Genomic DNA, 17,262 nt, shown 5'->3' on the forward strand with positions numbered 1-17,262 from the left:
CAAGGTGATTTACGTGGAGTTTACTTCTGAGCAAGACCGCAAGCGGATTGACCAGATGCTGGATCCTACCCATCTCCTCTGGCAGGGAGAAGTTGTAGCAGGCCAAAGAGGAGTCCTTTGCTATCTAAGCAGGGCTTGCTTTGTCGACAACAATTCAAGTCTTGGAGAGGAGACTTAAGGTTATGAACTCAACCATTATCGTTACGGCTGCTGACAGCAAGTTTTTTGAATTGGTTCAGGGGACCATTCTCTCTATTCGAGAGAAACCTCAGGGGCACTCTGTAGATATTGGATTCTTGGATGTAGGCTGTACACCGGAGCAGTTGCAATGGATAGGTCAGTACGTTGACCACATTGTTGAGCCAGATTGGAACTATGATATTCCCGACATTGATAGACAACCCAAGTATCTCAAGGCACTAGTTTGCAGGCCTTTCCTTCCTGAATACTTTCCAGGCTATGAAGTTTATATTTGGATTGATGCAGATGCTTGGGTGCAAGACTGGTCTGCAATTGAGCTTCTTACCCTGGGAGCAATATACAAAAACCTTGCAGTTGTTCCTGAGTTGCTAAATACTCTCTTCGATCCCTATCCATTTTCGCATCAAGCTTTTCACCTCTCGGGATACATCAGGTGCTTTGGACATGTATATGACTTTGGACATGTATATAACCACCTATACATAAGACCAATTCTAAATGCTGGTGTATTCTCTGGAAGTAATTCCGGTATTCACTGGGTAGCATGGAAAAACAGACTGAGCCAAGCTATCTCTATGAGCCTCGATCGACTCTCATCTCCAGATCAGTATTCTCTAAACGTGGCTATTCATAATGACTTAGGGATAGATAACGTTCAAATTTTACCATTGTTTTGTAACTGGACAGTTCATAGTAAACTACCTCTATGGGATCCAAAAAGCAAGCTCTGGGTTGAGCCTTGGAAGCCTTACATCCCTTTAGGGATTCTACACATTACTACCCGTCAAGCTAAGGATAGAAAAACTCATGTAGCTCATACTACCGATGGCTTCAAAGTTGAAGCCAGTCTTTGGTATCCTAGAAGCCATTCTTCTCCAATCAGAAGGTATGACTATGTATCAGCTAATCAAAAGAAAATATATCTCGACTACAGCTTCCCTCTAATGACTGCTATCGATCCAGGGCCTCATCCCTGGCCTTATCTACGGAAAGAAGTTCCTCACCTTTGTACTGCGGATTTGCGTCAACCTACTATCGGCTTTGTTAGTCGAGACGAGGCTCATATTCTGTACAATACTGCCCTTAAGCTACAAGGAAAAAACGCCCTAGAGATCGGCTGTTGGCTAGGTTGGTCAACTGCGCACCTGGCGGCAGGAGGAGTTATTCTCGATGTGGTAGATCCTGCTCTGGCCGATCCCCAGATTTATGGAAGTGTGGATCAATCTCTTCGCTCGGCTGGAGTTCGCTCTAATGTCAATCTCTACCCTGGCTACAGCCCAGGGAAGGTGGAGGAGATTGCCCAGCAAGAGGATTGTCGCTGGTCTCTGATTTTCATCGATGGGAATCATGACTCACCAGCCCCCTTGCAGGATGCTCAAGTGGCAGAGCGCTATGCTGCTGAGGATGCCTTGATTCTGTTTCATAATCTAGCCTCGCCGGATGTGGCTGAAGGTTTGAATTACTTGAGAGACAGGGGCTGGAACACGATGATTTACCAGACCATGCAAATTATGGGAGTGGCCTGGCGAGGCAATGTCAAGCCCGTTGAGCATATTCCAGACCCTGCTGTGAATTGGACATTGCCAGAGCACCTCAAGGACTATCCGGTCTGTAACCTTGAGTTGTCTAGGGTGCTAGAGAAAGTTAAATTTTTTACCTTGCTGGGCTTTGAGCGTCTTTGGAGCCTTTATTCACTGGCTAAGCAGGTTTGTGAAGAAGACATTCCTGGGAACTTTGTAGAATGTGGTGTTTGCAGGGGTGGAAGCTCAGCTTTGCTGGCCTGGGTGATTAAGAACTACAGCCGTCGACCTCGCAAGCTATATGCTTTCGATACCTTCTCAGGTATGCCTGATCCAACAGAGGCGGATCGAGATTATCGAGGAGTTGCTGCCAACGATACGGGTTTTGGATCCGGTGCTTTAGCGGCACCCATTTCGGAGAACTTAGAGGTGATTGCCAGGGAACTAGGGGTCTGGGATCTCATTGTCCCCGTGCCAGGGCTGTTTGCTGACACCTTGCCTATCTATCGAGAGCAAGTGGGCGAGGTTGCTCTGCTGCATGCAGATGCTGACTGGTATCAATCAACGATGGATATTTTTCATCATTTCTATGATCAGGTTCATTCCCAAGGATTCATCCAAATCGATGATTACGGACACTGGCAAGGATGTTGCAAAGCTGTTCATGACTTCGAGCAGGAAATCAGAGCCTTTTTTCAGCTCCATAGTGTCGATTACTCAGGAGTTTGGCTGAGTCCTTCTGAGAACTGGCTAGTGGTTAGAGATGGCCTAACAGAAATCTCTAAATCAGAAAGGATCCGCCTGAGCAAGATCAACGTGGGCCTTTTCCCCTACTGGGAAATGGAGACAGAGCAGCTTATCCAAGAACTGGAGGGCTTGCTGGAGCCAATTCTGCGCAGTCCTCAGCCAGAAGACTATGCTCTGATCTTCCTAGGGGATCCGGATCCGCAACTGGCCAATCAAACTCTGGAGATAGCTGCAGGCAACATAGCTCTCAGGCTCATGGAAGAGGGGTTAGAGCTCAGTAGAGAGCCGTTCTGTTCAGTGGTAGCTGGCTTGAACCCCTATCAATGGGAGAGACTTATTCCCCAACTCAACTATCGCTATCTCTTGAAGCGGGAGCGCTTTCCCAAGGGATTACGGCCTGCTATTCAAAAGCTACCTGTGTTGCTGTTGGCCTCCTAGGGATCCATCTGTTGTCTTGAGTTACTTGGCTGTCTACAGGGCGTCTGGATCTACCCCTAGCTCTCGTAGCTTCCGGGCCAGGCGCCCTGCCCGTTGTTCGGCCTGCTCAGCCCTTTGCCGCTCCAGTTCGGCCTCGGTGGGTACCAGTTCCCCAGCAGCAGTGGCCCAGCGAATCCAGGTGGCCTCGATGTCCCGAAACCTGCCCTCCCACTTCACTAGGCACAATCCCAAAACCTCGCTCGGCAAGCAACCCTCTGCATCCTCTTTAATCGGCTCATAGCGGTCGCCCCTCAGCCGAAACCCCGCCCAGTCTTCTGGATCAAACGGGTCAAACCAAAAGTACTCCGGCACCCGGATAATCTGCTCATAAAGTTGCTTTTTGCTTGTTTTATCCTCCTGGGCAGTGCTGGGAGAAAGAAGCTCAATCACCACGTCCGGCCCTTTGCCCTGCTCCCAAATCACCCAGCTTTTGCGCTCGCCTTTAGGCACGCCCAACACCACAAAATAATCCGGCCCTTTGAAATTGCGGCCGCTGGTCTGCTCCAAGCTGTAGTAGAGAAACATATTGCCACCGACAAAGCCATCAGGGCGCTGCTGCAACCAGGTTTGGGTAGTGGAGATGAGCAAGTCCATCTGGCACCTGTGCCGCCAGCTTTCCATAGGTTCGCCGTCGTCGTAGGGGAGCTCGTCTTGGGTGGGGGGCAACTCGGGTAGATAAACCGGATCCAGCACCTCAGTAATTGGGTTCGGGTTAGTCATTGCCAGTTCTCCTCTCTTTACCCTTACAAGGTATCGGGATCCACCCCCAGCTCCCGCAGCTTCTGGGCCAGGCGCTCTGCTCGCTGTCGCTCTTGCTCAGCACGTTGGCGCTCGATTCTCTCAGCTTCTTCAGGAGTAGGCACCAGCTCCCCATTGGGGAAAAAGTAGCGCAGTTGTTGGTTATGGATCCCCAGATACAGCTCCAGCATCTCGCTCCAGCGCCAGCCCTGCTCCGTTGGCTCAATCTCCTCGTACTTCTCCCCCCTCAGTCGCAAACCCATAAACTCCTGCGTCTCCGGAGAATAGTAAAAGTACTCCGGTGTCCTGAAAATCCTTTCGTAAAGCTCCCGCTTCTCACCCCGATCCACTTTGGCAGTCGATTCCGAAAGCAGCTCGATGATCAAGTCCGGGTATTTGCCACCTTCTTCCCACACCACCCAAGAAGGGCGGGGGCGGTTTTCTACCCCTTTGACCAAAAACAGATCTGGCCCGCGGAAGTCTTTATTTTTGAGTTGCTCTCGGCTGTAGTAGACGGTGAGGTTCCAGGCGAGGAAGTAGTCGTTGCGGTCTTGCCAGAGGCGGGCGAGGCAGCTGACCAGAATCAAAAGCTGCAGGGCATGCAGGGAGTGTTCCATTTCGGGTTCATCGCTGAGCAGCCCCTGGGCCGAGGGCATGAGCTCCGCCAGTTGCTGGCGGGTGAGGGGAGTAATCTTTTCCTCGGCTTTCTCTTGGAGTTTTTCTTGGGCCAGCATTTTTGCACTCGGGGCAAGTGAATTAGCTGTAGGCTAACCCATCGATAGAACCGCCGGCAGGTGCTCTGCTTCAGGCTGACAGGGTGATAACAGGAGCGTTCTACTAACTGAAAGGCATAATAAGAGATGTAAACTTCTCCTTTTGTCCGCATGTCTTTCTGGAAACTTTTGGTGGTGATAGCGGTGCTGCTTTTCGGCTTGGCAAGCGGGATCCCCACCTTACAAGCGGCCACCCTGGGTGGATCCCCCTACAATCGCGCCCAACAGGAAGTTGTGATTGCAGCTAGCCCAGACCGGGTGTTAAAAGCGGCTGAGCAAGCCTTTCAAGTTTGGAAGCGGGGGGAACTGGTCTCTGTGGATGCTGAGGCGATGGAAGTGAAGGGGATCTCCCGCACCAACTTTTTTAAGTTCGTGGACGATCTAACGGTTTCGCTGTCGCCAATAGAAGGGGATCCTGGCCATACTCGTCTACACATTACTTCCGAAGGCCGTGTTGGGGAATATGATTTCGGCGGCAACCGGCGCAACATCAACGAGTACCTGAACACTTTGCGGTCGTTGCTGGAGCAGAGCTAGGGCCGACAGGACAAGGCGGGGGACTTATGGGGATCCGCATCTTTTGCCGTCTCTCATGATTCCCTGGTCTGTTCCAGCTTGGCCACACGAGCTTCCAGCTTGCGCAAGGTGCGTTGCAGCTCAGGCAAGTGCCGCTGGACGGCCATGCTCTTGCGCCACTCGGCAATGGGTTGATGGGGGTAGCCTGCTACCGTTTGACCAGCAGGGATATCGCTGGTTACACCTGTCTGGGCGGCTACACGCACGCCATCGCCGATGTGAAGATGCCCGGCCAAGCCACATTGCCCGGCCAAAATGACATGGTGGCCCAATTGGGTACTGCCGGCAATGCCCACCTGAGCGATGATCAGGCAGTGGGATCCGGTGCGCACGCCGTGGCCAATTTGCACCAGATTGTCGATCTTGGTGCCGCGGCCAATACGGGTCTCGCCAACGGCGGCCCGGTCGATGGTGGTGTTGCTGCCTACCTCCACGTTGTCTTCCAGCACCACTCGGCCTGCCTGCAGCATGCGCCGCCAGGAGCCGTCGGGAAGAGGAATGTGGCCAAAGCCGTCGTCGCCGATGACAGCACCGCTGTGGATTAGGCAATCATCCCCAATCTCCGTGCGCTCGTGAATAACGCAGTTGGCGAAAAGCTGACAGCGGGATCCAATCCGCACGTGGGGGTAGATGGTTACGTTGGGGTGGATTTGGGTGTAGTCGCCAATTTTCACCCCTTCCATCACCACTACATGCGGCCCAATGGCCACACCTTCTCCCAACTCAACGCTGGGATCAATCACAGCGGTGGGGTGGATGCCAACGGGCAGGCGGTAGGGTTGGTAGAACAGCTCAATGGCCTGGGCAAAGAGCAGACGGGGATCCCTGCCGCGCAAACAGGGAATGGAACGGGGCAAAGGGGTCGATTCTTCCACAATCACCGCGCTGGCTTGGGTTTGCTCCAGCAGGGGCAAGTAGCGGGCCTCGCTGAGAAAGCTCAACTCTCCCGGACGCGCCTCCGCCAGGCTGGCGACGCCGTGAATTTCCAGGGTGGGATCCCCCTCGTAGGCACATCCCAACTTTTGGGCAATCTCCTGTAGCTGCATTGGAGTTGACATCCTCTACGATTGCAGCAGCCGCACGTCCATCACGGTGCCGCGCAAGTTGTAGTCAAAGGTCTCTAGCTCTAGGGGAACGCCAATTTTGACGCGATTGTTGCCCAGGACGATGCCATTCTCCGTCCGCTGGCCCCGCCCCCGCAACGTAAATACCAGGTCGAGGCGATAGGCTTCGGGATCGGGCAAGTTCTGCACCCGCCCATCGGGGAAAACCACCGGCACCGTGCGGCTGACATTTTCCACCCGTACCACCTCCACCTGGCCGTAGGGCTGGTTGCGGATGATCAGGTCAGCCTTCTGCCCCGCCTGAAAAGGTTCCATAGAGCGGCTGCTGACCCCGCGCACAATCATGTCCACTTCCACCGGCAGCGTGGGGCCACCTCCCACCTGGACGACACTGCCCGCCTGCCGACCCGGAAAGAACAAGACGGCGACAATGGCCACCACCACAATTGCCAGAGCTCCCAGATCCAAGAGGCTGACCTTTCCCAAAAGCCGCCCCTGCTCGTCAATGAGCCGCATATCACCTCTCCTCGCACACCCTGTCTTGATTCTAGGCAGGTTTGTTCTCCAAGTGGCTTTCCCGCCCTAAGGGATCCAGGCTAGGGCGCTGCTGCCCAGCGGTAGGCGGCGTTCCCGCCAGCGGTGCGAACCACTTTGTCCATCAGGAATGGGCAGCCCGTCCTGCAAATCCACCAACCACACTTGCGAGGCCATGATGGCTTGCCCGCTACGGCTAAGGGGAGCCGAGGGATCCGGGATCCCTGGGAACGGTTCCAAGAGCGTGTAGGCCAGCATGCGTCCATCCGGGGAAATGCTGAAGTCCAGATCGACGGGATAGGTGGCTCGAACCACCTCTATGGCGTTGCCTGCTTCAGTGCCGAGCGTTATCGCCAGCAGGCGGGGCGACTCGGTGTAGCTGGGGGAGTCCATCGCGACCTCGCCAACAGAATCATGCTCCGCACCGCTAACGTGAGAGACCTCACTGACCAAGGCGTAGAAGATGGGCGCCCGAGGGGAAAAAGCCCCTTTCAGGATGGATCCCTGGGTTCTCAAAATCTCCTCGCTGTTGCCGGTATTGCTGACGATGGAGAGGCTGCGGGTGTAGTCGGGATTGAAGCGCAGCAAAGCCCCGAAAGCCCCATCGGGGCGGATGGCTAAGGTTTGGCCGAACTGGGCTAGAAAGCTCTCCGCTGCCGCCCGTGGATGCAAGGGTACGATCCCCACCCCCTGTCCCTGCGAGATGAGCAGGCTGCCCTCATCAGGGCTGATGAAAAAGTCTCCCCCCACCGCTGTATCCAATTCCAGTCGCTCAAAGGGATCCCGGCTCGTTTTCTGGATCCACAGCTCCGTCTGGACGGCAGCCATGGGATCCCGTTGCAGCGGGATCCGCTCTGCCACCACCAGTTCCCCCGTCGGCGAGACTTGGAAGCGCAGGTTTTGGTAACCCTGATGATCCAGCAGCAACCGCGAAGACAGATCCTCCAGATCCAGTCGGTACAGATCCTGGTGCTGTGGGTGGGTAGCCGTGGCGAAATAGTACACGAAGCGGCCATCGGCACTGGGCTGCATTTGGGTTACCTTGAGCCCAGCCGGAGTCAGCAGGGTAGTGGATCCCGTCTCCAGGTTGAACAGAAACATTCGCCCTCGCTGGGCAGGTTCGGTGCTGATCCCCAGCAACTGCCGATCCGGCGTGCGGAATTCCCCCTCAAAGGGCTGGGCCATGGGCTGGCCCCGTTCATCCACGGCTGCCTGCAGGCGCACCCGGTAGGTCTGGCCGTAAGGGGCTGGTTCTGTCAGCGTCCAAAAAAAGCGGCGACCCAGCTTGCGCATTCGGCCTGGCAGAGGGGGCTGGATCTCCAAATGCTCTTCAACACTGACGGGATCCATCGGGCGGTTGAAGGTGAGCACCATCTGCACTTCTTGCGCCCCCACCCGTTGCTGTTGCCAGTTAAAGTCCCGCACGTAAGGAGCTGTGTGGTTGCCCAACACCACCAGGATCACCCCGATGGCCAGGTTGCAGAGGGTAATCCGGGCAACCCAGCGATCCAGAGGCTGTGGGAACCACCGCGTCAGGGTTGCGCGCCAGTAAGATCCCGACCGGGCAGACATCTGACTCATAGGTTACAAACAACAGACAGGTATGGGCAGCCAGAACTTGGGGAGCTGCCTATTGCAGCATCAAAAAAAGAAAGTCTTCTAGGTTGGTTAGGAAGGTCAGCACCTCAGCGGTTGTTCGTTCTTCATCTGGGGATCCCAACTGGACGGCCTGTTGAATCAGCTCTCGAACCGGCGTTGGTCCTTGAAGCAGTGGCGCCAACCAGCTCACTTTCTCGGCAGGGATGCTGATCCGCCCGTGGGTGGCTCCTGTCCACTGCATTTCGTAGGGCCGCTTCTCTTGCAGGGCTTTGCTGTACTCCTGTCGAAAGCGGGGGTTGTCCATCAACAGGGGATTGAATTGTACGGATCCCGACAGCCAATCTTCGTCACTCCAAGGCAGCACCGGCGAAGAGCCGGCATGCTCCGCCCAAAAGTCGATGAGGCGATGGACAGGGCGAAGGAGTTCATACAGATGCAGCCGCTCCATGATGCTGAGGGTTGCCAACCGCTGCCGCACAAACTCAGGTACCTCTTTAAACAAAGACTCCACCGACCAGTCGGGCCTATCCACCAAGCTCAAAAAGCTCAACCCCGCCTGCTGCAACATGCGAAACAGGTCGGGGATCGTGAACCCCTTGTCGTTGGAGAGTAGGTAATTATTCATAATGGCCGCATCTTCGGCATAGTTGGCCGGGTTCCAGAGCACCGCCTGGGCCACTTCTTCCCGAAGGGATCCCATGAACTCCCGCACATTCTTGGCCCCTACTGCTGGCGGAACGTCAAATTGCCCCACCTTTTGCAACCCCTCTTGCAGGCGGAAAAACACCTGCCGTTGGTAGCGGCTGTGGAGATTGGCCCGGATGATGCCATCGGGCTTGAGGACATTTTTCATGGCCCGCAGGCCCTCGGTGGGATCCTCCAGCAAATACAAAACATCATTGAGGCTGATGAAATCGAATTGGATCCCCAGGCGATCCAGCTCCAGCAGATTGAGGACATAAAATTCGGCATCTGTGAAGCCGTGGTGGCGCAGGCGTTCCTCGGTAAGCTTGACCGAAGCCGGAGACAGATCACAGGCAACAATCTGGGCCCCTGGATTGGCCTCGGCCATCATCAACGTTTCCCAGCCGGAGCCACAGCCGGCATTCAACAACACCTTGCCCTCTGGCGGGACGATGGTATGGGTGCGCAGGTACTGAGCCGTGGTATAGCTCATCTTGAACATCTCCGGCAGGGCGTTGCGGGCCGTCTGCGAGAGGGGCACATTGGGGTAAGGCAAAGCCTCGTAAAGGCTTAAAGCCCGTTCTGAAGCCGAGAGGGCGGAGCTGGCCATAGGCAGGGGAAAGGCTCAACGGTTCAATTTATGATTGAGTGTAGCCCTGGTCGCGACAGCCTCAGGGATCCGCAAAAAACTTGCCATGGCTACTGCTTCCTTGCCCCGTCGCCGCTCTCGCTTCTCCCTGGCAGGCACTCTGGCCGCCGTTGGGGGGGCGTTTCTGTGTGGGATCCTGGTGGTGCGGCTGCAGTTGCCGATGCTGGAGCGGATCAATCTGGGAGAATTGGAAAATGCCGAGGCCCGCAAAAACCGCAACATTGCCCTGGCCAATACGCTGGGGTGGCTGGGCTACCGTAACTTGGGGGCTTCCTGGCTGTGGCTGGAGCTGATCCAGTACTACGGGGATGCCCCGGCCCGCGCCCAGACTGGCTATGGCCTGGCCTACGACTACTTCGATCACATGCTGCGGCTGGATCCCCGTTTCCTCTTGGGCTACCGGCTCTCTAGTTTGGTGTTGGCCTATCGGGCCGGCCAGCCGGAAAAAGCCGTCGAGATTTTGGATCGCGGCTTGCAGCAGTTCAACCCCCAAAACAACCCTGACGCCTGGCGACTTTATGTGGATCGCGCCCTACTTAACTTTATGTTTCTGGGGGACGCGGAAGCGGGCCGCACCGATTACTACCAAGCCGCTGCCTGGCGAGAGCAGGTGGGCCTGCCTGGAGATGAATTTCGCCAGTTGGGGGATAACATTGCCCGCAGCCCCCTCAGCCGCCGTTCCCAATTCGATGTTTGGCTGAGCGTGTTTAACTCCACCACCGACCGGGATACCCGCCTGTACGTCCTGGAACAACTGGTCCAGTTGGGTACCGTGCTGCAAACGCTGCCTACGGGGGAGATCGAGATCCTGCCCCCTCCTCTGCTCGACTTCCCCGACGAAGAACCCTATCGCTTGCGCCTGTGATTTGATCCGGGGGACAAAGATTGCGCCTTAGGGCTGTGACGTTGCCCCAAAAGGTGAGCTAAACTCTAACCCAAATTAAGCCGACCCCACGAGCCGACTCTTCGAGAGCCGCAGCTTTTCGTGGGAGAGGTTCGCTTTTCCGACGTAGGGAGCAGCTGGCTCTGTTGCCTTTGCCAGGGAAGAGCAGCAGCCAGCCTCACGGCAATCCCCAAGGACGCTCTGGGATTCCGGTTTGTTCCCCCAAACTTCTCTATCTTATTATTTCTTAACTTTTGTTCTTGTTCTGCACAATAGGAGTGACCCCCATGACCTCAAGAACTTCCCTTCTGATGACTGTGGCTGTCCTTTCGGGCAGTTGGCTTGTTCTTCCGGCGGCAGCACAATCTTCCGGGACGGCACGGGTGCGGTCGGTGGTGGATGGGGATACCTTCTGGGCGGACTTGAACGGCAGGCCAACCCGTTTCCGTCTGGCCTATGTAGATGCGCCGGAGCTGACCCAAGGGCGCTGGGGGCGGCTATCCCAAGAGGCTTTGCAAAACTTGCTCCCGACGGGATCCCTGGTGCAGGTGGATACCCTCTATGTCACACCGGAAGGGCTTCACATTGCCCAGGTGTACAACGCCGATGGTTTGGTGAATTTGGAGATGTTGCGCCAGGGTCAGGCGGTGGTTTACGAGCGCTTTTTGCACGGGGCCAATCGGCAACGCTACCTAGAAGCCCAAGAGGCGGCCCAAGCGGCGCGGTTAGGCTTCTGGCAGCAACGCAATCCGGTGATGCCTTGGGAGTTTCGGGAGACGGCCACGCAAACCTCGGCCTTTGCGGGGGTCAATGTTTTGGATGGTTCTTTGATTCGTGAAAATCCGGCGGCGGCTGCGGGTGTGGGGATTGCTACTGCGGTGGTGATGGTGGGTCTGAGCAAGGTGCTGTGGAGAAAGCCCAGCCGACAGAGGGTGAGCATCCGGCAGATGGAGCGGGATCTGAAACAATTGCAGCGCAGCCTGACCACAACCCTGGCCAGTCGCAAGCAACTGGAACGGCGGTACGACGAAATTTTGCAAAAGGCCGAAGATTGGTTTGTCAGGGCTGAGAAAGCCAGCCAACAGAACCAGGATGACCTTGCCCGCGAGGCTTTGGTTCGGCGCAACCAGCACATGAGCGCAGCAGAAGCGGTTCGCAAATCTTTGGATGAAGTTGAAGCACAGGTGGCAACCCTTCGCGAAGGCATTTCCCGCCTGGAAAGCCAGATCTCGATGGCCAAGCTGGAGCGGGAGATGAACAACTGACGCGAACGCAACCATGCCCAACTCCTCTTTTGCGTCTTTTGCGCTAGAGGAGGGGATCTGCGCACTTGGGCTAAGGCAAGGAGGGGGGCAGGTTTTGCAGGATGGTGCGGACAACTGCTGCTGAGTTGAGCGCTGCTGTTTGAAAAAAACTCAAGAAATCCGTATCGTCCCCTGCATCGCTAACCGAGCGCACCAGCAAACAAGGGATCCCGGCTTCTTGCGCTACTCGCACCACGGCTGCCCCCTCCATCTCCACCACCAAAGCGCCGGTGCGTTCTCGGATTTGTCGGCGTAGGTCTGCGTCGGCCACAAACACATCGCCGGTGGCCACCAAGCCTTGATGGATGACGGGATCCCGGCCTTGTAGGGGGTGGAGAGGGATCCGCTCGGGATGGGCCACGATCAGGTCGTAGAGGGCGCTATCGGCCTCGGCCAGTGGGTGGCGCAGCTCTGGGATAAAGTCGATCCCCAAGACAAAGCCCTCGGGTCGTCCGGTGCCAAAGTCGTGCTCAATCGCCGCATGGGCCAGCACCACATCTCCCATGTGCAGGTGATCGGCCAAGGCCCCGGCCACACCGGTAAAAATGATCCCCTGCAAAGGGAAATGGGCCACCAACAGAGCCGCCGTGGTTGCCGCCCGCACCTTGCCCACCCCACCTTGTACCACCACCACCGGTTGCCCCGCCAGGGATCCCCGGTAGAACTGTCGCCCCAGATGGGTATGGATGGAGCAGGTTTCCATTGCTGCGGTGAGCATGGCCACTTCCTCGGGCAGGGCTCCAAGAATACCAATGGCTTTCTGGGGGAGATGAGATGGAGATTCCATAGAGCTTCCCTCAGGTTCTTCGAAAGACTTTTGAACAGGCTCTCTCTCCAGTTGGCGGGGGGGATCGCTTGCCCTCACCTGTCCGGCCACTTAGTGAACCATTGCCAACAGTTTCATTCTCGCCTGAGTTGAGGATCCCAAAGCGATGACCGGATAGGTCGGAGTCTTAGGCGGTATAGCGGTATAGTTGAGGTGGTTGGATAGGGAATAGGGGGAAGACCATGGTCTACAGTGAGCCGCTCATGAGCACCTTTAACCCTTCGCCAGAGGTTTTTCCAGAGCCCCTTCGCTGCGTTGAGGTTGTCTCGGCGGTGGTTTCCAGCCTCAAAGAGGATGCGGCCTACGAAAACCACGAGCAAGGTCACACCTGGAAATTCACCTACGGCACGGCAGAAGTGTTCGTCCATCTGAGCGGCGAATCCCCAGAAGACACTCTTTTGGTATGGTCTCCCGTTCTCTCTCTGCCGGTGGCAGAACCGGCCAAGCTGATGCAGAAGCTCCTGGAGAAGAATTGGAGCGACACCCTAGAGGCGCGCTTTTGCATCTGGAACAACCAGGTGGTGCTGAACCACTACCGCACCTTGGAAGGGATCACAGCGGGCGAAATTTCCCGGGCCATCACCATTGTGGCCAGCTTGGCCGATGAATATGATGAGCCCCTCCAGGCGGAGTTCCCCAAAGTTTAAGGTCTGGCTTTGCCGGGATGGGATCCCAGGGATACTGGCTCCCCTACCGCGTGGCCTCTGGGGCCTGGCAGATGGAGCAGGACTTCCGGCTTTTGCACAGGCTTCGTCGGGATCCTCACCCCTGCCTGCGCTTTTATGGCTGGGATCAGCTTACCCTCTCGCTGGGACGGCACCAGGTTTGGCCAGATCCCCTGCCAGGGATCCCGATTGTGCGCCGACCCACGGGGGGAAGGGCGGTGCTCCATCAGGCGGCTGAGGATGCAGCAGAGCTGACCTACAGCTTGGTGTTGCCCCTTTCTTACTTGCAAGCCAGGTTGCCCAGTTTGCAGCGGGCCTGGGTGTACGACTTCTGTTGCCGCTTTTGGGTGCAGGGGTTGGCGGAGCTGGGCATTGCCATAGATGAGCCCGCTTTTGCTCACGGCCGAAGCCACCGGGATCCCGGCTACCGCAACAAGACCAGTTGCTTTGCCTCCCGTACCCGTGCTGACTTGAGCTGGCAGGGCAAAAAGCTCATGGGCAACGCCCAACTGTGGCAGCCTTGGGGGATCTTGCAACAGGGATCCCTCCTATTGCAACCCAATCTAGAGCTGTGGGAACGGTATCTGCCCGGCTCGCAGGTGATTGGTATCTACGACATTTGCCCCACGGCGCCAGGGATCCCTGCTTTGATCGAACATTTTCTCCAGGCCGCCCGGGAGTGCTTTGAAGTGGAATGGCAAGAAGAAGCCTGGCTCCCTTGGCCGGACTGAGGGCCGGTTGCTGTTAACAATTACTAGCAACAAGAAGCGGCTTGTCTCAACCGTTCCCCAACTCCCCTCTCTCCCTGGGAAAAGGACTGCCAGTCTAGCCGAGACAGCTGTGCTAGAACCTAGGCAGCGCTCAGCCAGGTAAGCCATGCCGAAAGTTTGGGCGGCAGTTTTGCTAGTTGTATCCCTAGTGCCGCAGCCCGCTTGGGCCATTACCCTTGAACAAGTGCCCAACCCCCGCCGTCAGTATGGAGGGTGGGTTTCCGATACCGCCAACATCCTCAGCAGCAGCACCGAAAACGAGCTCAACCGTCTTATCACTCAGCTTGAGCAGCGCACCAGTGTCGAGATGGCAGTGGTTACCGTGCCGAATACTCAGGGATATGCAACACCAAAAGACTTCACCACGCAGCTATTTAACTACTGGGGGATCGGCAAGGCAGGCCAAAACAACGGGGTTTTGTTTCTCATCTCGGTAGGGGATCGGCGGGTGGAAATCGAAACGGGCAGGGGCCTGGTCGCTATCCTCCCCGACAGCCGAGTCCAGCAGATTATCGACCAGCAGATCCTGCCTCGGTTTCGCAATGGGGATTTTGATGGCGGCACTCTGGCGGGGGTGCGGCAGTTGACCTCGGTGTTGCAGGGCCAGCCCGTTGCAAATGTTCCTGCGGCAGCTTCTGGAGTTACCACCTCAACGATTGCAACTTCTTCTGGGGCAGTGGCCCAGGGCATTGATTCTTCCCTGGTGGAAGGGATCCTGCTGCTGCTGGGGATCATCATTTTGGGGCTGGGGTGGCAGCGCTCTCGCATGCCCGTCTCTCTGAGGGCCGAGCGAGGGGGAAGACAAGTCCTCTCTCTGACACCCAGAGATCAAGGAACAGGTGCTGCGCTCTCGTCGGTTCAGAGCGGCCCCATTCGTCTCTTCCTCTATTCGGGATCCCTCTGCCTTGGCGTGTTCCTAGGATTGTCCAGCGGCAACTGGCTGGGGTTCGCTCTGCCGGTTGTGGCTGCTATGGCCACTGACGGCACCTTGGGCCGGAAGCGTGGGATCCCTTTTCAGCCAGTGGTCTGTCAAGCCTGTGGTCGACCCATGCGCCCAATCCAGCCCCAGCTTCTGGATAAGTACCTTCCCCAAGAGCATCGCCTGGCCAGGAGCCGCGGCAGAGCTCGCTACTACGGCTGGTTTTGTCCTACCTGTCAAGGAATAGCTGTGGTTGTGCGCGAAGGCACGCTCTCCCGACACCTTTACTGCCCTCGGTGCCAAGCCCTCACCCTCAACCTCACCACACAGGTTCTCAGGAAAGCCACCTATGACTCCAGCGGTTTGAAGTTGGAGATCCTGACCTGCCCGATTTGCCAATACCGCCGTGAGAGAGAAGTTGTGATCCCGCGGCTCAGTAGGGCTTCGAATAGGAGTTTCGGGGGTAGGAGTTTCGGGGGCGGCAGAAGCAGCGGCGGCGGAGCGGGCGGCAGTTGGTGAGACCCAACTCTAGAGATTTCTCTATCGATCTGAAAAAGGAGTCGGGCTTCTCTTAAATCCGCCAGGACAGTACAGTGGTAAGGGAGCAGCAATAGAAACTGGCTAAGGACGGATCTCTCATGACCCTCGGAGAAGGCGTACAACTGGTTACGTTTGTGGTGCTATCGGCGATGGCCATTGGCTTCGCGCTAGGCGTGGTTTGGGCCCCCAGCATTGTCTATTCCGGTTTTCTGCTCGGGGGCGTTTTCCTGAGCATGGCCGGGTTGTATCTCCTCTTGAATGCCGATTTTGTGGCCGCAGCCCAAGTTCTGATCTACGTCGGCGCGGTTAATGTGTTGATCCTGTTTGCCATCATGTTGGTGAATCGGCGCTACACCTTTGCCCCCCTGAAGCTGGGCTGGCTGCGCAACGGAGTGACGGCAGTCGTGTGCTTGGGGTTGTTTGCCCTTCTGACGGCGATGGCCCTGAATACCCCCTGGCAGTTAGAGCCAATCCAACCCATGAGCAGTGTTTTGGTGATGGGTGGGCATTTCTTCAGGGAGTATCTGTTGCCTTTCGAGCTGGCCTCTATCCTGCTGTTGATGGCTCTGATCGGTGCTATTGTGCTGGCGCGTCGAGAGTTTGTCATTCCCCAAGCTGGAGAAGGGGATCTGAGCTTGCTGGAGCGGGCCCGACCCCAGCTTGAATCGGAGTCGGAACGGCAAGCAGAGCTGGTGAGCACCCGCTAAAGCTGACTGCTCTCGGCCATAAAACCTAGAGCTTTCCCGAGGCCCCTGTCGTTGTGTATCTACATGGAGCTCATCGCGATGTTGCAACTGCAGTTTTTCTTGGTGGTGGCAGCGATTCTTTTCTGCATTGGTATTTACGGATTGATTGTGAGCCGCAATGCGATTCGCGTCCTGATGTCGATTGAGCTGATGCTCAATGCGGTGAACCTGAACTTCATGGCTTTCTCCAACTTTGTCGATTCAGCGATGATTCGCGGCCAGGTGTTCTCGGTGTTTGTCATCACTGTGGCGGCTGCCGAGGCCGCAGTGGGCTTGGCCATCGTGCTGGGGATCTACCGCAACCGCGCCACTATCGATATGGAGAGCTTCAACTTGCTCAAGTGGTAGACTTTTTCGATTGTTTAGTTTGTATCAAGGCAAGGCTGGCTAATTCAAGTGAAGGCCAGAATGCCTGAGTAGAGCAAAGCTCCCAAAACAGGCAGGAAAACCAGCAGACCCAGCCAGCGGGATTTATTCAGGCGGGGTGGAATGGCAAAGATCACCCAGATACCGAAGATCAAGTTGACTAGGGGAATGAAGAAGAGGATCACCCACCAGCCGGGTTTACCAGCAGCTCGACACATCACCCAGATGTTAGCAATCGGGATCCAAGCTAACCAAGCATTCGGCACGTTTAGCTTCTCTCCAATCACCATTAAGGTGTAGCTAAAGAAGGCGTAAAGGGCAACGGCAATCAGCCCTGGTAAAAGCTCATCCATCGTGACCCTCCCACATATTTGATATTTGCGAATGTCAACTCACTTGTCTCCAGCGTCTCTTTGGTGTCAGAGACAACCCTCGAATCTATACAGCTATAAGGCCAAACCGCAAGAAAACCAACTTTCCAAAGCTGTTCAGGAGCTACTCTGATCCCGCCCACAAAGTTAGCCAAAAGGGATCCCGTTGTCCAGACTTATCTGTCAAGTTTCATCAAGAATTCTGTCAAGTTTCATCAAGAATACAGATCTGACGAATAATCTCTCAAGCACGGGGGGGCAACGGCGGGCATTGGATCCCGGGAACCAGGGATTCCAGCAAGCCGCTACA

The 17,262-nt window shown here is 56.1% G+C and carries 17 protein-coding genes; 9 read left to right on the forward strand and 8 right to left on the reverse strand.

Going from position 1 to position 17,262, the window contains the following annotated elements; translation table 11 throughout:
- Positions 1 to 182: 182 nt before the first annotated feature.
- Entirely contained in the window at positions 183 to 2,906 is a 2,724-nt protein-coding gene (locus NW843_RS07070) for a TylF/MycF/NovP-related O-methyltransferase (protein ID WP_414522510.1), read from the forward strand.
- A 33-nt stretch (positions 2,907 to 2,939) separates the two neighbouring features.
- On the opposite strand, the gene NW843_RS07075 is transcribed toward NW843_RS07070, so the two are convergent.
- A complete protein-coding gene (locus NW843_RS07075; protein WP_414522511.1) occupies positions 2,940 to 3,665 on the reverse strand; it encodes a Uma2 family endonuclease in 726 nt (241 codons plus the stop codon).
- Between the two features lie 23 nt (positions 3,666 to 3,688).
- Positions 3,689 to 4,375 carry a Uma2 family endonuclease gene (locus tag NW843_RS07080; protein ID WP_414342578.1) on the reverse strand — a complete coding sequence of 229 codons (687 nt, stop codon included), beginning with the start codon at positions 4,373 to 4,375 and terminating at the stop codon, positions 3,689 to 3,691.
- Between the two features lie 192 nt (positions 4,376 to 4,567).
- Here NW843_RS07080 and NW843_RS07085 point away from each other — a divergent pair, with 192 nt between their 5' ends.
- Complete coding sequence (locus NW843_RS07085; protein WP_414522512.1) at positions 4,568 to 4,993, forward strand: DUF1499 domain-containing protein; 426 nt, start codon at positions 4,568 to 4,570, stop codon at positions 4,991 to 4,993.
- 53 nt (positions 4,994 to 5,046) lie between these two features.
- On the opposite strand, the gene lpxD is transcribed toward NW843_RS07085, so the two are convergent.
- The 4 genes from lpxD to NW843_RS07105 all read right to left on the reverse strand — a co-directional run bounded on the left by lpxD (position 5,047) and on the right by NW843_RS07105 (position 9,523).
- A complete protein-coding gene (gene lpxD, locus NW843_RS07090; RefSeq protein ID WP_414522520.1) occupies positions 5,047 to 6,078 on the reverse strand; it encodes a UDP-3-O-(3-hydroxymyristoyl)glucosamine N-acyltransferase in 1,032 nt (343 codons plus the stop codon).
- Between the two features lie 15 nt (positions 6,079 to 6,093).
- On the reverse strand, positions 6,094 to 6,612 hold the full coding sequence (locus NW843_RS07095) for a DUF4330 domain-containing protein (RefSeq protein WP_414522513.1): 519 nt from the start codon (positions 6,610 to 6,612) through the stop codon (positions 6,094 to 6,096).
- 66 nt (positions 6,613 to 6,678) lie between these two features.
- The gene (locus tag NW843_RS07100; RefSeq protein WP_414522514.1) at positions 6,679 to 8,202 is read right to left on the reverse strand and encodes a hypothetical protein; all 1,524 of its coding nucleotides are present in this window, start codon (positions 8,200 to 8,202) and stop codon (positions 6,679 to 6,681) included.
- Positions 8,203 to 8,260: 58 nt separating this feature from the next.
- Positions 8,261 to 9,523 (reverse strand): class I SAM-dependent methyltransferase, encoded by a 1,263-nt coding sequence (locus tag NW843_RS07105; protein ID WP_414522515.1) that lies wholly within the window; start codon positions 9,521 to 9,523, stop codon positions 8,261 to 8,263.
- 85 nt (positions 9,524 to 9,608) lie between these two features.
- Between NW843_RS07105 and NW843_RS07110 the strand changes: the two genes are divergently transcribed.
- Positions 9,609 to 10,427 carry a hypothetical protein gene (locus tag NW843_RS07110; RefSeq protein ID WP_414522516.1) on the forward strand — a complete coding sequence of 273 codons (819 nt, stop codon included), beginning with the start codon at positions 9,609 to 9,611 and terminating at the stop codon, positions 10,425 to 10,427.
- 305 nt (positions 10,428 to 10,732) lie between these two features.
- Positions 10,733 to 11,710, forward strand: coding sequence for a PspA/IM30 family protein (locus NW843_RS07115; RefSeq protein WP_011432908.1), 978 nt, complete (start codon positions 10,733 to 10,735; stop codon positions 11,708 to 11,710).
- Positions 11,711 to 11,780: 70 nt separating this feature from the next.
- On the opposite strand, the gene NW843_RS07120 is transcribed toward NW843_RS07115, so the two are convergent.
- Positions 11,781 to 12,536 (reverse strand): 5'-methylthioadenosine/adenosylhomocysteine nucleosidase, encoded by a 756-nt coding sequence (locus tag NW843_RS07120; protein WP_414522517.1) that lies wholly within the window; start codon positions 12,534 to 12,536, stop codon positions 11,781 to 11,783.
- 221 nt (positions 12,537 to 12,757) lie between these two features.
- Between NW843_RS07120 and NW843_RS07125 the strand changes: the two genes are divergently transcribed.
- From NW843_RS07125 to nuoK, 5 genes are all read left to right on the forward strand, one after another.
- The gene (locus NW843_RS07125) at positions 12,758 to 13,222 is read left to right on the forward strand and encodes a YbjN domain-containing protein (protein WP_414328810.1); all 465 of its coding nucleotides are present in this window, start codon (positions 12,758 to 12,760) and stop codon (positions 13,220 to 13,222) included.
- Positions 13,223 to 13,239: 17 nt separating this feature from the next.
- Complete coding sequence (locus NW843_RS07130; RefSeq protein ID WP_414522518.1) at positions 13,240 to 13,971, forward strand: lipoyl protein ligase domain-containing protein; 732 nt, start codon at positions 13,240 to 13,242, stop codon at positions 13,969 to 13,971.
- A gap of 145 nt (positions 13,972 to 14,116) precedes the next feature.
- Positions 14,117 to 15,448 carry a TPM domain-containing protein gene (locus NW843_RS07135; protein ID WP_414522519.1) on the forward strand — a complete coding sequence of 444 codons (1,332 nt, stop codon included), beginning with the start codon at positions 14,117 to 14,119 and terminating at the stop codon, positions 15,446 to 15,448.
- Between the two features lie 119 nt (positions 15,449 to 15,567).
- Positions 15,568 to 16,176: an NADH-quinone oxidoreductase subunit J gene (locus NW843_RS07140; protein ID WP_414342577.1), complete on the forward strand. Its 609-nt coding sequence runs from the start codon at positions 15,568 to 15,570 to the stop codon at positions 16,174 to 16,176.
- An 81-nt stretch (positions 16,177 to 16,257) separates the two neighbouring features.
- Positions 16,258 to 16,563, forward strand: coding sequence for an NADH-quinone oxidoreductase subunit NuoK (nuoK, locus tag NW843_RS07145; protein ID WP_414328814.1), 306 nt, complete (start codon positions 16,258 to 16,260; stop codon positions 16,561 to 16,563).
- Positions 16,564 to 16,607: 44 nt separating this feature from the next.
- Here the strand turns inward: nuoK and NW843_RS07150 are convergent, their stop codons facing one another.
- The gene (locus NW843_RS07150) at positions 16,608 to 16,934 is read right to left on the reverse strand and encodes a DUF5684 domain-containing protein (RefSeq protein WP_011432901.1); all 327 of its coding nucleotides are present in this window, start codon (positions 16,932 to 16,934) and stop codon (positions 16,608 to 16,610) included.
- Positions 16,935 to 17,262 lie beyond the last annotated feature (328 nt).

It is taken from the genome of Synechococcus sp. R5-12, assembly GCF_047502655.1.
In the GTDB taxonomy this organism is placed as follows: Bacteria; Cyanobacteriota; Cyanobacteriia; order Thermostichales; family Thermostichaceae; genus Thermostichus.

What these genes read in the sequence shown, in the direction of transcription:
- NW843_RS07070 (WP_414522510.1), top strand. Translation starts at nt 183, where the DNA reads ATGAACTCAACCATTATCGTTACGGCTGCTGACAGCAAGTTTTTTGAA.
- NW843_RS07075 (WP_414522511.1), bottom strand. Translation starts at nt 3,665, where the DNA reads ATGACTAACCCGAACCCAATTACTGAGGTGCTGGATCCGGTTTATCTA.
- NW843_RS07085 (WP_414522512.1), top strand. Translation starts at nt 4,568, where the DNA reads ATGTCTTTCTGGAAACTTTTGGTGGTGATAGCGGTGCTGCTTTTCGGC.
- lpxD (WP_414522520.1), bottom strand. Translation starts at nt 6,078, where the DNA reads ATGCAGCTACAGGAGATTGCCCAAAAGTTGGGATGTGCCTACGAGGGG.
- NW843_RS07095 (WP_414522513.1), bottom strand. Translation starts at nt 6,612, where the DNA reads ATGCGGCTCATTGACGAGCAGGGGCGGCTTTTGGGAAAGGTCAGCCTC.
- NW843_RS07100 (WP_414522514.1), bottom strand. Translation starts at nt 8,202, where the DNA reads ATGTCTGCCCGGTCGGGATCTTACTGGCGCGCAACCCTGACGCGGTGG.
- NW843_RS07105 (WP_414522515.1), bottom strand. Translation starts at nt 9,523, where the DNA reads ATGGCCAGCTCCGCCCTCTCGGCTTCAGAACGGGCTTTAAGCCTTTAC.
- NW843_RS07110 (WP_414522516.1), top strand. Translation starts at nt 9,609, where the DNA reads ATGGCTACTGCTTCCTTGCCCCGTCGCCGCTCTCGCTTCTCCCTGGCA.
- NW843_RS07115 (WP_011432908.1), top strand. Translation starts at nt 10,733, where the DNA reads ATGACCTCAAGAACTTCCCTTCTGATGACTGTGGCTGTCCTTTCGGGC.
- NW843_RS07120 (WP_414522517.1), bottom strand. Translation starts at nt 12,536, where the DNA reads ATGGAATCTCCATCTCATCTCCCCCAGAAAGCCATTGGTATTCTTGGA.
- NW843_RS07125 (WP_414328810.1), top strand. Translation starts at nt 12,758, where the DNA reads ATGGTCTACAGTGAGCCGCTCATGAGCACCTTTAACCCTTCGCCAGAG.
- NW843_RS07130 (WP_414522518.1), top strand. Translation starts at nt 13,240, where the DNA reads ATGGGATCCCAGGGATACTGGCTCCCCTACCGCGTGGCCTCTGGGGCC.
- NW843_RS07135 (WP_414522519.1), top strand. Translation starts at nt 14,117, where the DNA reads ATGCCGAAAGTTTGGGCGGCAGTTTTGCTAGTTGTATCCCTAGTGCCG.
- NW843_RS07140 (WP_414342577.1), top strand. Translation starts at nt 15,568, where the DNA reads ATGACCCTCGGAGAAGGCGTACAACTGGTTACGTTTGTGGTGCTATCG.
- NW843_RS07150 (WP_011432901.1), bottom strand. Translation starts at nt 16,934, where the DNA reads ATGGATGAGCTTTTACCAGGGCTGATTGCCGTTGCCCTTTACGCCTTC.